General features: G+C 43.9%; 11 protein-coding genes and 1 pseudogene. 6 read left to right on the top strand and 6 right to left on the bottom strand.

Translation table 11 applies throughout. The features are described 5' to 3' along the window. The 3 genes and pseudogenes from JO943_RS02015 to JO943_RS02005 form a co-directional block, all read right to left on the bottom strand. Positions 1-990: an NAD(P)H-quinone oxidoreductase gene (locus tag JO943_RS02015; protein ID WP_202739836.1), complete on the bottom strand. Its 990-nt coding sequence runs from the start codon at positions 988-990 to the stop codon at positions 1-3. Positions 991-1,087: 97 nt separating this feature from the next. After that, positions 1,088-2,332: a saccharopine dehydrogenase family protein gene (locus tag JO943_RS02010; RefSeq protein WP_202739835.1), complete on the bottom strand. Its 1,245-nt coding sequence runs from the start codon at positions 2,330-2,332 to the stop codon at positions 1,088-1,090. A 35-nt stretch (positions 2,333-2,367) separates the two neighbouring features. Next, positions 2,368-3,263: pseudogene (locus JO943_RS02005) on the bottom strand (acetoacetate decarboxylase). Between the two features lie 426 nt (positions 3,264-3,689). On the opposite strand from JO943_RS02005, the gene JO943_RS02000 reads away from it, so the two are divergent. Both JO943_RS02000 and JO943_RS01995 read left to right on the top strand, forming a co-directional pair. Further along, positions 3,690-4,520 carry an alpha/beta fold hydrolase gene (locus JO943_RS02000; protein WP_202739834.1) on the top strand — a complete coding sequence of 277 codons (831 nt, stop codon included), beginning with the start codon at positions 3,690-3,692 and terminating at the stop codon, positions 4,518-4,520. 173 nt (positions 4,521-4,693) lie between these two features. Continuing rightward, positions 4,694-5,932 carry an NADH:flavin oxidoreductase/NADH oxidase family protein gene (locus JO943_RS01995; protein WP_202739833.1) on the top strand — a complete coding sequence of 413 codons (1,239 nt, stop codon included), beginning with the start codon at positions 4,694-4,696 and terminating at the stop codon, positions 5,930-5,932. Between the two features lie 309 nt (positions 5,933-6,241). Here the strand turns inward: JO943_RS01995 and JO943_RS01990 are convergent, their stop codons facing one another. The 3 genes from JO943_RS01990 to JO943_RS01980 form a co-directional block, all read right to left on the bottom strand. Continuing rightward, a complete protein-coding gene (locus tag JO943_RS01990; RefSeq protein ID WP_202739832.1) occupies positions 6,242-7,279 on the bottom strand; it encodes an acetoacetate decarboxylase in 1,038 nt (345 codons plus the stop codon). A 179-nt stretch (positions 7,280-7,458) separates the two neighbouring features. Next, on the bottom strand, positions 7,459-8,262 hold the full coding sequence (locus JO943_RS01985) for a type 1 glutamine amidotransferase domain-containing protein (protein WP_202739831.1): 804 nt from the start codon (positions 8,260-8,262) through the stop codon (positions 7,459-7,461). 112 nt (positions 8,263-8,374) lie between these two features. Continuing rightward, a complete protein-coding gene (locus JO943_RS01980) occupies positions 8,375-8,794 on the bottom strand; it encodes a MerR family transcriptional regulator (RefSeq protein WP_202739830.1) in 420 nt (139 codons plus the stop codon). An 89-nt stretch (positions 8,795-8,883) separates the two neighbouring features. Here JO943_RS01980 and JO943_RS01975 point away from each other — a divergent pair, with 89 nt between their 5' ends. The 4 genes from JO943_RS01975 to JO943_RS01960 all read left to right on the top strand — a co-directional run bounded on the left by JO943_RS01975 (position 8,884) and on the right by JO943_RS01960 (position 13,919). Then, the gene (locus JO943_RS01975) at positions 8,884-9,576 is read left to right on the top strand and encodes a type 1 glutamine amidotransferase domain-containing protein (RefSeq protein ID WP_202739829.1); all 693 of its coding nucleotides are present in this window, start codon (positions 8,884-8,886) and stop codon (positions 9,574-9,576) included. Between the two features lie 107 nt (positions 9,577-9,683). Next, complete coding sequence (locus JO943_RS01970) at positions 9,684-12,092, top strand: TonB-dependent hemoglobin/transferrin/lactoferrin family receptor (protein ID WP_413814522.1); 2,409 nt, start codon at positions 9,684-9,686, stop codon at positions 12,090-12,092. 297 nt (positions 12,093-12,389) lie between these two features. Next, complete coding sequence (locus tag JO943_RS01965; protein WP_032872596.1) at positions 12,390-12,908, top strand: sigma-70 family RNA polymerase sigma factor; 519 nt, start codon at positions 12,390-12,392, stop codon at positions 12,906-12,908. After that, entirely contained in the window at positions 12,909-13,919 is a 1,011-nt protein-coding gene (locus JO943_RS01960; protein ID WP_202739828.1) for a FecR family protein, read from the top strand. The last annotated feature ends 65 nt before the right edge of the window (positions 13,920-13,984 follow it).

Below are 13,984 nucleotides of genomic sequence, written 5' to 3'. Positions count from 1 at the left end.
TCATTGTTTTTTAACAATTAATGCCAGTTTACCTACGTGTTGTCCTTGGGTTAGAAACTCATGTGCCTGACGTGCTTGTTCCAGATCAAAAGACTGATAAAGTAATGGTTTGATTTGGCCTTTAGAAATTAGAGGCCAGACTTTTTCCTGCAAGGCTGACATGACTTCCGCTTTGGCTTCGGGTGATTGTGAACGTAAAGTTGCGCTGGTATGGGTAAGGCGTTTTGCCAGCATCGGAAAAATATTGAGGTTCTGTGCGAGGCCTTTTAAGACACCAATTTGTAAAATCGTACCATTCATCGCAGCAACTTCATAATTCCGCTGGATATAATCACCTGCAATAATATCCAGAACAAAATCCACACCTTTACCATCGGTATGTTTTTTGACTTCTTCAACGAAATCCTGTTCCTTGTAATTAATGGCAACATCGGCACCAATACTCAGACTTGCCTTCTGTTGTGTAGCACTTGAAACCGTGGTAAAAATTTTCGTTGCACCAAACGCCCGGGTCAACATGGTGGCTGTTGTGCCAATACCGGAAGTTCCGCCATGAATCAGGATCGAGCTATTCGGACGGAATTTGGCATGCTGGAATAAATGCGACCAGACTGTCATAAAGGTCTCAAGTAAAATACCGCCTTCTACCAAAGTCAGTCCTTCGGGAATAAAAAGCACATTGTCCTGATGAGCAACCACATATTCAGCATAGCCACCGCCAGGTACCAGTGCACAGACCTCGTCACCCGCTTTAAATTTGCTGACCGATTTCCCTGCCTGTTTGACAATACCTGAGACTTCCAGTCCAGGAATATCGGTCACGCCCGGTGGCGGTGCATATAACCCCTGACGTTGCATGACATCAGGCCCATTAATTCCGGCAGCAACCACTTCAATTAAAACGCCGTCATCGGTCAGTTCTGGCATCGGTCTTTCACTGACCGTAATAACTTCGGGGCCACCCGCACCGTTAAAGGTAATACATTTCATGTAGCTATTTCCTTAATGATCATGTTGGGAACTTGATTCAATCGCTTTATGTTCAAGTTAAAAATAGGGAATATCCCCCTATAGGAGGAAAGATCATTCAAATCTGTTCAAAGGCAAGTCCAGCATGCTCAGTCAAACGTTGAATAAACCGATCATCAAACATGCTGGCTGGTGTCCAGAAGCCCCCTGAACGCCCAGTCTTTTGACCTTCTTTATAATGATCAAGTGCAAGACTCAAGGCGGCTTGTCCCAGCATTTTTCCGGTCGACCCATAGCCCGGATCACGGTCGCCCGTCACTTTGATCCTAAGTTTTTGACCTCCTTCGGTTTTACCGATAAAACATAAATCAAAATGTCCTGCAAGCTGCTGTTGTGGTGTAGGGCCTTCACCTGGTTTTGGCAACATATAACGTTCCATGAGCTGGCTTACCGGTTTCGTCACTGCTGCAAGCATGAAGACGCCCAAGCCAGAAACCACGCCTAAGGCTTTGAAACGTCCTTTTAAGCCTTCGCCCGTTAAAATGGCTTCGTTATAACTAAAATTGCGACCATAGGCATTACCCGATAAAGCGTTAGAACGATGCACGACACGCTCATTGACCGCTGCCATCACGAAGGGCGCAATCCATGCATTAAAATCAGGATCAAATTTCGCGGTTTTAATATAAATTTGTCGTTGGCTGTTGCCATGATCAGGTGGACAAAGCACATAAGGATTAACCAGATCTTTACGCAGGGCAGAATCGGCTGCAGCTTCCTGAATGACATTGATGAGACTTGCAACCGTACCGCCGGATGCACCGCCTTTTAAGGTCTTGACCCGCATGCTGACTTGGGTTGCAGGCGCATCAAACTGTTTTTGTGCCTGTTGCTGTAAGTAATAAACCCCCATATCCGATGGAACCGAATCAAAACCGCAACAATGCACAATACGGGCGCCAGACTGTTGGGCTTGAGATTCATATTTCTCGATCATTTTTTTGATCCACTGGGTTTCGCCGGTCAGATCACAATAATCTGTACCGTTGTTAACACAGGCCTGAACCAGCGGTTCACCATATAACGCATAAGGCCCAACTGTTGAAACCACCACACGTGTCTGTGCACACAGGGCATTCAGTTCAGCTGGATTGCCCGCATCCGCGATCAGGATGGGTAAAGATTCACCCAAACGACCTAAACCATTTTTCAGTTCTTGTAATTTTTGTTGAGAGCGACCAGCAATGGCCCAGCGCAATTGTTCATGTTGAGTCGACAAATATTCTGCCAGATATTTGGTCAGGATTTGCCCGACAAAACTGGTCGCACCGAATACCACAAGATCATAATTGCTTTGTGTCATTGTTTATTTTCCTTGATTTTTAAGTTGTTTGAAATTTAAAGCGGTTTTGGCAAATTCAGTACCACCTGAGCATCTTCCACCACATCCAGACGAAGAATCTTGGAGGCACCCAGTTGATCCAGTAACTGGCTTAAAGGTCCACCATGACGAATCAGTTCGACTTTTTCTGGTAATAACTGCTGTGCAAACGAGAGCGGATTGGATTGCACCAGTGTCTGATGCCATTTGCCATCAACCTGATGTAGCATGGTCGCTTCAGTCATTCGGGATTCAGATTTCACCCGTTTTAAAGGCGGTGTCACCGCAGTCAGGCTGAGATCAACCTTACCGTGAGTGTCGGTCAGATTGGCATTAATTTGCTCGGGGCCGATCTCGACATTAATCTCGGTGCGCCATTTCGGCAGTTGATAGCCATAGACACCACGCACGCGTGCGATTTCGGTATCGACAGGCAATGCCAATACATGGGCATAAAAGTGTCGTTGTCGAATCGAATTGGCCAGCTCTAAAACATGTGGACCATGCGCCTCTGGTTTACGCACCACTATTGCCACCGAAACTTCATTATAAGGGTCGTTATCACAAACAGAATAATGGAAGAAGGTGAGTGCGACCAATCCATAACCTGGTAAGGCATGTAACGGTTCCAAAGGGGCAGGTAGTTGTTTTTTGAGTTGCTTCAGTGGTGCAAGTATGAGAACCTGCACGTTGCTGCTACGATAATAAAAATTCGGTGCCCAGACCGGACCCACTCTCGATTCCACCAGCTGTTTTGGAATCTTACGGAAAAAATCGATATTCCCGGCAGCAGGATCCTGAGCAACTTCATCAAGGTTCGGGTTCATCCTAAAACGGTCATAATAGCCCCTTTAGGAACGCTTACCCTATGTGCGCCAAACTCAACTGCAGTAAACTGTTTATCACTGTTCATATTGGTTAACCTTTGATTGATCGAGTCATTCAAAATGCCTGTATGCAACCCAAAGCACTTTTCAACTGAGATCACTATAAGATTAAAGCTAACTTTAAAGTCAAGCCCTAAAATTTCTGTTTCGAAAAACAGACGCTGTATTCGTTAGATGTATGTAAACAGAATAGGCAGATAAATATTTTTTAATTTCTAATAAAATATTGAATTTCAATAGCTCATCTTCGATTTTGTCTTTTATTTCTAAATTGTAAAATTACATTTTTATGATCAGAATGGGACTAAAATCATTGACCTTAAAGTGAACTTTAATCTTAGTATAGAGTGGCTATCCATACAGATAGTCTGAAAAATAATGTGATTTTACTGACATGAATTACAACATAGATCATGACTCGACAGTGTAAAGCTTACACAGGAGAAACAAAGATGGCATACGTTACAACTAAAGATGGTGTAGAGATTTTTTATAAGGACTGGGGCCCAATAGATGCACAGGTTCTCTTTTTCCATCATGGCTGGCCACTGAGCTCAGATGATTGGGATGCCCAGTTACTGTTCTTTTTAAACGAAGGTTTCCGTGTGGTGGCGCATGATCGTCGTGGGCATGGTCGTTCCAGTCAAGTTTGGGATGGACATGATATGGATCATTATGCCGATGATGTCGCTGCAGTCGTGCAACATCTCGGCATCAAGAAAGCCATTCATATCGGACATTCCACCGGAGGTGGGGAAGTAGCGCATTACATCGCGCGTCATGGCGAAGAAAATGTTGCCAAAGCCGTGCTGGTCAGTGCCGTGCCGCCGATTATGGTAAAAACGCCGAATAATCCTGACGGTTTACCAAAAGAAGTATTTGATGACCTGCAAAACCAGTTATTCAAGAATAGATCGCAATTTTATTACGATTTGCCTGCCGGTCCTTTCTATGGTTTTAATCGTCCTGATGCCAAACCATCTGAGCCTGTGATCTGGAACTGGTGGCGCCAAGGCATGATGGGCGGTGCCAAAGCACATTATGATGGCATTGTGGCTTTTTCCCAGACCGATTTTACAGAAGATCTGAAAAAGATTTCAGTGCCCGTACTGGTGATGCATGGCGATGATGATCAGGTTGTACCTTATGAAAATTCGGGCGCATTGTCAGCCAAATTGGTACAAAACGGTACTTTGAAGACTTATAAAGGTTTTTCACACGGTATGCTCACCGTAAATGCGGATGTGATTAATCCTGATTTGCTGGCATTTATCCGTCAATAATCTATTTTACTCAACCCAATTAAAATAGAGGCCTACGTGCCTCTATTTTTTATGATCTAAATAACTGAATCTAAAAATATTTATAAAAAATATCTTATTCCATTTGATAAACCTATTGACATTAAAGTGAGCTTTAATCTTAAAGTAAATCCATACTCAATGAGGTCACAATAATGAAAGTATTTGAAAAACTGGTTTTCCCGAATGGTTCCGAGATTCCTAACCGCATTGCCAAAGCTGCTATGGAAGAAAATATGGCAGACTTAAATCATGCACCGTCGGAAGAACTGATGCGTTTATATCAGGCCTGGGCGGATGGCGGCGTTGGTTTAATCATTACCGGTAATGTGATGGTCGATCGCCGTGCCATGACCGGACCTGGCGGTGTAGTGCTGGAAGATCAACAGCATCTGGAAAGCTTTAAACGCTGGGCACAAATCGGTCGTTCTAAAGGCGCCCAAGTGTGGTTGCAGATCAATCATCCGGGGCGTCAGATGCAATCCAATTTAGGTCAAGAGACTTGGGCACCTTCGGCGGTTGCATTAGATCTGGGCAAAATGTCAGATCGTTTTAATACACCGATTGAAATGAATCAGGCCATGATTCAGGAAGTGATAGACCGTTTTGCCAATACCGCACGTCTGGGTGAAAAAGCCGGCTTTACCGGGGTTGAAATCCACGCAGCGCATGGTTATCTGCTCAGCCAGTTCCTTTCCCCCCTGAGCAACCAACGTCAGGATCAATGGGGTGGTTCTCTGGAAAATCGGGCACGCATTCTGATCGAGATCGTTAAAGCAGTACGTGCTGTGGTTGCTGATACCTTTACTGTTGCAGTAAAACTCAATTCGGCAGATTTCCAGCGTGGTGGTTTTAGTGCCGAAGATGCGCAGCAAGTGGTGCAGATGCTAAATGGATTGGCTGTAGATCTGGTCGAGTTGTCTGGTGGTAGCTATGAAGCACCAGCCATGCAAGGTCAGGCACGCGATGGTCGCACCTTGGCCCGTGAAGCCTATTTTCTGGAATTTGCACAGGAGATCCGTAAGGTCGCCAAGATGCCAGTGATGGTCACCGGGGGAATCCGCCGTAAGCAGGTGGCGGAACAGGTGATTGAAAGCGGTGTGGATATGGTCGGGATTGCCACTGCTTTGGCTATCGAGCCGAATCTTCCTCATCAATGGCAGCAAGGGCAGAACACGGCACCTGAATTAAAGCCTATCCACTGGAAAAACAAAACGCTGGCATCTCTGGCCAATATGGCAACAGTAAAATTTCAGTTGCGTAAACTCAGCCTTGGAAAACGTCCGAATCCTAAAGTTTCTCCAGCCTGGGCATTGATTCTGCAACAAGCTGCGATGGCACGCCGCACCCGTCTCTATAAAAACCGGATGCGTCACTATAGTGCAGCCTGTTAAAAGATACAGCTTGGACATGTTTTTATCGGTTACATCCTGAAGCTAAAGCCAATGACAGTCCCTCTGCCATTGGCTTTTTTAGTTATGGTTCTTTTTGCACCCTACAGGCAGACAATGAGATCAAAGCAAGTGCGCTACAACCTATGCTGTCGTGTATAAGATGATTCGCTTGACCTAAAACTAAAGAAAAATCATGGACTAAAATGGTAATTCTCAAGTTTGTTTTCTGCTTAGAACGATAACTAGCTTAACTCAAATAAAAAAACACCCGCTTTCAGTCTGAAAGCGGGTGTCAGTTATGGAATACATTTATTTTTTATGCTGACTGGCTTGATCCAGTGCAGGATAAGCAACTGGCATATTCAGTGCCAATTGGGCATCTTTCACCACATCCAGACGTAAAATCTTCGCTGCACCTAAATCATCCAGAAGCTTCGTCAATGGGCCGCCGCTACGCACCAGTTGCACATCCTTTGGAAATAACTTTTGTCCAAATGCCAGTGTATTTGATTGGACCGAGGTGCTGTGCCATTTCCCGTCGACCAGTTGGTACATGGTCTTGGTTTCAATTCTTGACTGTGGCTTCACTGTTTTAATTTTTGGCAAAGCTGCGTTGAGGCTTAGATCTGGGGTGCCATCGGTATTAAAAATCTGGGCTTTCAGTGTTTGACTGCCAATATTCAGGTCAATCGGTGTCAGCCATTTGGGCAACTGGTAGCCATAGACACCACGAACACGGGCTATTTCCGTATCGACAGGTAAAGCCAATACATGACCATAGTATTTATGGCTGCGCATTGAGCTCAATAGTTCGGTGCTATTGAAATGATGTGCACCGGGCTGACGAACCACAATGGCAACCGAAACTTCATCGTATGGATCAACATCACCCACAGCATAAGAAAAGAAGGTCAGTGAAACCAGACCATAACCAGGAAAAGGCTGTAAAGGTTCAAGTGGTGCAGGAAGCTTGGCTTTTAGTTTTGCGATTGGGGCAAGCATCAACAATTGCACATTACTGGTCCGATAATAAAAATTCGGTGACCAGACTTTTCCCACACGGGTTTCCACCAGCTTTTTAGGAATAGTACGGAAATAATCAATATTTCCTGCTGCCGGGTCTTTCGCCACTTCATCTAGATCCGGATTCATGCGAAAACGATCGTAATAACCACCTTTAGGTACATTGACTTTGTACGGACCAAATTCGACCACTGTGGTTTGCGCTGTGTCCTGTGCGGTATTGGCAGGTTGCTTCGGCTCAATGGCATAAGTTGCAGTGCTGAGTAACACACTTGCGGCTATCGCCGAGATAGAGCGATTTAAATAACGATGATTAAAATTCATGAGATTCCTCCGGTTCATATTTGAAATGCTAAGATTGAAGTTCACTTTAAGGTCAAGCATTTTTGCAAGATTTTATGCAAACCATGCACGGGAAGAATCGATCAGTAGGGAGATATCAGTTCACTGAATAGGGGATATTAAAAAAGCCAGATTCTTGAATCTGGCTTTTTAAGCGATATTTATTTTAAAGTAGCGAGACGTTTGACCACAGCTTCCGCAATTTCCTTACTCGACTGTGGATTTTGTCCGGTAATAATGCGGTCATCCTCAACCACATAAGACGTAAATGGAACCCAGGCACGCTTGTAGTCTGCACCGCGCTGGACCAATCCATTTTCTAAGGAAAAAGGGACTTGGGACTTGATCCCTGAAAGGGTTTCTTCAATATTGGCAAATCCGGTCACGCTTCTACCCGCAATCAAAGCTTTGCCATTTTTGTCCTGTAGTGGCAACAAGCCTCCAACACCATGACAAACAGCAGAGACCACGCCACCTTGCTGGTAAATCTGCTCACTGATTTGTTTCAGGCCCTCATTGTTTGGAAAATCCCACATGGTGCCGTGACCACCAGTATAATAAATGGCCTTATAACGGGATGGATCAATCGCTTTCGGGGCAAGCGTGGTGTTTAAACGTTGCATAAACTTAGGATCGGCTAAATGAGCTTTGGCAGATTTATCCAGATAAATTGGTTTTAAGCTACGCTCATCCAGTGGAACTGCACCACCTTGCGGACTGACAAAATCCATGTCATAACCAGCCGCTTGGGCAATGTCATAAAAGTGGGTAAGTTCGGTTAGCCATAAGCCAGTATGGTCTGAACGGGTGGGGTAAGCTGAGTGGTTGGTCATCACCACCAGAATTTTGCCTAAGGACGTGGCGTGTACATTTTGCCCAAGTTCAGCAGCAAAGACTGGGTTAACCGAAAAGACCAGCATAAATAGGCTGATCCACCACTTTTGAAGATTCCAACGTTGCAACATGACAGGTTCCTCATCAATCACCTGTCAATTATCCTATGCTTAAAGTAGGCTTTAAGGTCAATAGCTTCCTATCCGTTGCTCAGCGAAAAACCATTAGAAAAGATGATGATTATTATTTTTCAGCTTTATCAGCGGTATAATAAAGATTGAGCAGGCGTTGTGCATTTTCTTCACAGGTAATCTCATCTGGCTTGTTGTTAATCGCTGTAATCATCATTTGAAGATTGAGTTTACTTATGGCCAGTTTCTGTTCTAATTCTTCAATATCCTTAATTTTACTTTCCAGCAAACCGATCAGGATATCATGATCCCAAGTCGTCACATTCGACGGTAAAAAAGCCTTGATCTCTGTCAGGGAAAAGCCAACCTGTTGTGCTTGCTGGATCAGGAACAATTGTTTCAGATCATTTTCACTATATTCCCGATAGCCATTAGATTTACGTTTTGCCTTGGGTAACAATTTGATCTGTTCATAGTAACGAATCGTAGGCGTACTTAAACCGCTTTGTTTTGATAATTCGCTAATATTCATTACTGATTTCCTCTTGACATTAAAGCTAACTTTAGACTTATAGTGGGTTAAAAGCAAGACTAAAAATAATGTAAAAGCTGAGGTGAAAAATGTCTAAACGTATCCTGCATGTGGTGACCAATATTGCTCAATATGAAACAGTTGATCGTCCCACAGGTTTATGGCTCGGGGAGTTGACCCATGCCTACGATGAATTTGAAAAACAGGGTTATATTCAGGATATTGTAAGCCCTTTGGGAGGTCATTCTCCAATTGAACCCAAATCACTGGAGCGTTTCGTCGCGGATGCATCTGTCTTAAAGCGCAAAAATGATCCTGCCTTTATGCAGTTGCTGGAAACCACCAAAAAACCTGCTGAGATCAACTGGCAAGATTACGATGTGATCTATTACACCGGTGGGCACGGCGTGATGTGGGATTTTTTAGACAATCCTGAATTGCAACAGATCACCAGCAATATTTATGAACATGGGGGCATCGTTGCCAGTGTCTGTCATGGTTATTGTGGATTGCTCAATGTTCAGCTTGCAAATGGACAATACTTGATTGCGGGTAAAAAACTGACCGGTTTTGCCTGGTGTGAAGAAGTACTGGCAGGGGTAGCGAAAAAAGTACCCTATAATGCCGAACAACTTGCTAAACAACGTGGCGCGAAATATGAAAAGAAACTGATTCCGTTTATGCCAAATGTGGTTCAGGATGGCAAGCTGATTACGGGGCAGAATCCTTTTTCAGCACGTGTGACTGCTTTAGCCATCATTGAAGCATTAGAAAAAGCTTAAATGAGCGGATAAACAGCTTAATTGATAGAAAAATAACATGATTTTGTTTACAAAACCGCAAATGTAAACGATAATTATTATCAATTAAGCAACATTTTTTTAATTGAATGACACACTCCCTTAATTTCACCCAGAAACACAGTGCAATTCTTGGTGAATCACCTCTGAATCAGCCCCTTACACAGGGTATGGTATGTAAACCGTTGTTGCTGGCAACTGCAATAGCGTTATCCATGAATTTAAATGCGGGCCAAAGCGTTGCAGTGCAGGCGTTAAGCCATGCCGAAAGCACAGCGTCATTATCAAATAAATCACTTCAGAGTTCGGCCCAAAGTAATGCCCAGAACCAGATTTATCAGATGACACCGATCGTGGTACAGGCCGAAAAAGATGATACCATCCAGTTTGGTCAGAGCGTATTAAACCAGAAAGCCATTGACCGTTATCAAGCCAATAATGTCGCACAATTGCTGGATCATATGCCCAGTGTAGGATCTGCGGGTTCTCCAAGACCAGGTGGGCAGACCATTAATATTTTAGGGATGGGCGGTGTTGAGGATGTTCCGATTACACTGGATGACTCGGTCAAAAGTTTTGATAAATATCGGCAGGGCTCAGTGTTTATTGAACCCGAAATTTTAAAGAAAATTACGGTCGATAAAGGGCCGCATAATGTTGAAGTCGGTAATGGTGGTTTTGGCGGTAAAGTAACGCTAGAAACCAAGGATGCAACGGATTTACTTGAAGGTGATCAGCAGGTCGGTGCATTTTTAAAGTATTCGCGTTTTTCCAATAACCAGCAAAATACTTATACCGGTGCGGTTTATGCTCAAAGCAACAATGGCCTGGTCGATGGCATGTTTTATTACACCAATCGTGATAGTGGCAATGTGACCCGCCCAGACGGCACAAAATTTTTATACTCCGCCCAAGAACAAAACACCTATCTGGCCAAGCTGAATTTCCATCCAACCGACAGTCAGAAAATCACTTTCAATGCCATGCAAAGCGGGCATGATGGCTGGGAACCTTTTGCTGCCATGCGTGATCAGGATGCAGTACCAACCGAAGCCGATATTAAGAAATATGGCTATGAAGAGGCATGGAAACGCCGACTGGTTTATCGTGACCAGAAAGATAGTAGCTATTCCATCGGCTATGAGTTCAATCCGGCATCCAATCCTTATGTGAACTTTAAAGCCACGGCTTCGTATTCCAAGACAGATCAACATGACCAGCGCTTACCGAGTGTGAATGGATCAGCTGCAACCTTGGGCAATGAAAGCTGGGTCACTTATACCAACACGGCCCTTAAGCTCAGTAACCTCAGTGATTTTGAGACTGACTATGGCACACATAAATTAAAAATCGGTGCGCAATATCAGAAAATGGAACAGAACTCCCTGATTTACGATAAAACCAACTCGAAAAAGCCAGATTATAATTTTGGTTATTATGAACCCTATTATATGCCGGCTGGGAATCAGCAGATGCTGAGTGCCTTTGTAGAGGATCAATATCAGATCAATGATTTCACCATTACGCCTTCTATTCGCTACGACCATATTACCAACACGGGTAAACCGAACCGTGCGTCACGCTATAACAACCCTGAAGCAGGACATGATTATTCAAGCAAAACTTATACTGGCTGGTCGCCGCGTTTAGCCTTGGCATGGAAACAGGCCGATTATCTGACCTGGTTTGCCAATATCAGCAAAACCTGGCGTGCACCGCGTGTCGATGAACAATATTATGTACAATCCGCGATCACCTCTGTGCCATCTACCAGTCGTTATTTATTGCCTGAAAAAATGCTGGCGCTTCGCTTAGGCAATGAAATGAACTTCGATGATGTATTTGCCGAAGATGACCATTTACAAGTTCGCCTGACCTATCATCGTAATCGTGGATCGGATGAAATCTTCCGTAATCTTTCAACCTTTTGTAAGGCCCAAGCTGAAAACAAGGCCAATGGCGGTAATGGCAGCATTAAGGACTGTAACGGAAAATATCATCATGGTTTTTATCGTAATGTGAATGATTATACGATCAAAGCCTATGAAGCCGAGCTTTTCTATAACCAGCCCATGTGGTTTACCGGGTTAACCTATTCTTATATTCGTGGACAACGTGATAACTCCCCGGTCAACCCATGGTTTGATCAGAAAACCTGGATGACCGATATACCGCCGAGGAAAGCCACAGCAACTTTGGGCGTGAATGTGCCAGAGCATCACCTGACAATGGGCTGGCGCGGGATTTTTGTGGCGGCACAAGACCGTAGTCTTTCGGACAATGAAAAATCCATTGCCGCTTCTTCATTTTCACTGCCGAAAACCAAGGGCTATTCATTGCATGGTGTCTATGTGGACTGGCAACCTGTAGGACAGAAAGGGCCTACCTTAAATATGTCGATTGATAACCTGTTTAATCGAGACTACAAGATGTATCTGGGTGAATATATGACCGGCACAGGCCGGGATTATAAATTCAGTATTTCCCAGAAATTTTAACCGTCTCTGTAGAGTAAATTCATTAAAGCTGAATGCATCACTCAACCGTACAGCGCTTCAACCAGCATGTGGCGCTGTATAAATCAGATGAAGTGGTTGCCGGCTTAAAACCATTAATTAACCACTAGACAAGATTTTTACTTTTTTTAAAATCCACTAGTAATTTTAGTTTTTGCCGATATTTCCATCAACATATCAATTATTTAACATAAAAATCAGAGAAAGCATCAATCCATCTTGACTTTTGTTAATGATAATTATTATCATTTAAATATACATTGTTTGAGTCAGATCATTGTGAACAGAACCCCGCTGCTTATAGATGAATTATATAAAAACCATCGTGGCTGGCTTCACCAATGGTTGAGGCAAAAACTAGGCAATACCGAGCAAGCGGCTGATCTGGTTCAGGATACATTTATTAAACTTCTACAGACCCGTGATGAACTTTTAGGGATCAAAGAACCGCGTGCCTATCTAACCTCTATTGCCAAGAACTTACTGATTGATCAGGTGCGCCGCAAGCGTATCGAGCAAGCATATCTGGATGGTTTAAGCCAGATGGAATACATGCTGGACGCCGTTGCTTCACCAGAAGACCAGATGCAGATTATTCAGGCGCTTGAACAACTGTGCAAGGCACTGGAAGGGGTGTCTGCCAAAGCCCAACAGGCGTTTATTCTGCACTATCTGGAAGGCTACACCCATAAAGAAACCGCACAGCAACTGGGTGTATCAAGCAAAATGATCCAAAAGTATCTGGCAAGCTGTCTGGTCCAGTGCTATCAGGCACGACTGCTTATGGATGCGGTATAAATGGCGATAGATCAACCTGATCAGCGTCAACTGGTAGAAGAAGCGGCACTCTGGATTGTGCAACTCAGCTCAGATGACGAATCGACACGCCATCATGCTCAATTGAAGTTTAACCAATGGAAACAGCGCAGTCAGCATCATCAGAAAATAGCAGCAGATATTGAACAATGCATCCATTCGATTCAGATCGTATCTCAAGCCACGCCTGATAAAAAGCTGGTTAAATCTGCGCTTAAGGCAGGGTTGGGCTCTAGCAAAACCTATAAATATCTGCGTGCAGGAAGTGTTTTTTCGCTTGCCTTATTTTCATTCAGTTGCGGAATATTATTTTTAACGAATTATTCTGTGGCTTATTTGACGGCAGATATTCAAGGGGATACGGCCCAATGGACCGATCAAACCCTGGCAGATGGTTCTCGTCTGATTTTACGTGGAAAGAGCGCCGTCAACGTCGATTTTCAGGGCAAGCAACGTGTGATCGAATTAGTACAAGGACAGATCTATATCGATGTAGCCAAAGATCCGTACCGGCCATTGATTGTCAAAACGCCGCATGGCCAGATTCAGGCGCTAGGTACGGCGTTCAGCGTGGACTACTCAACTGAAGCGACGCAGTTAAAAATGTTACATTCCCGGGTACGGGTACATGCAGCCAATACATATTCCCAACCCTCCGTCATTGTCAACGCAGGGCAGGCTGTAAGCCTGAATCAACACGGCATACAAGCACTGTCCACAGTCAATATTTATAATGAACAACAAAAATGGCAGAAACATCAGCTGATGGTAGAAAATTTGCCACTTGATCAGGTGTTAAAACAACTGGATCAAAACTATAAGGGCAAAATTCTATTTAACTCAGCGGCATTACATAAGATTCAAGTCAATGCCGTTTTGCCTTTGGACCAGACCCAGAATTCACTCAAATTATTGGCAAGCGTTTTTCCAGAGATAGAGGTGTATCAAATTACGCCTTATCTGGTTGTCGTTACCACAAAAAATACCCGATGACCGAAATATGGCGGGCATTTATCTATTCATTTTCAAAAAAATTAAATTTTTTTTAAATTCAGGTT

The sequence above is a fragment of the Acinetobacter sp. 'aerobic (ED)' genome (assembly GCF_904886855.1).
GTDB classification, from domain to species: Bacteria; Pseudomonadota; Gammaproteobacteria; order Pseudomonadales; family Moraxellaceae; genus Acinetobacter; species Acinetobacter courvalinii.
The sequence above is the reverse complement of the archived record's forward strand: the minus strand, read 5'-3'. Positions and strand labels throughout refer to the sequence as shown.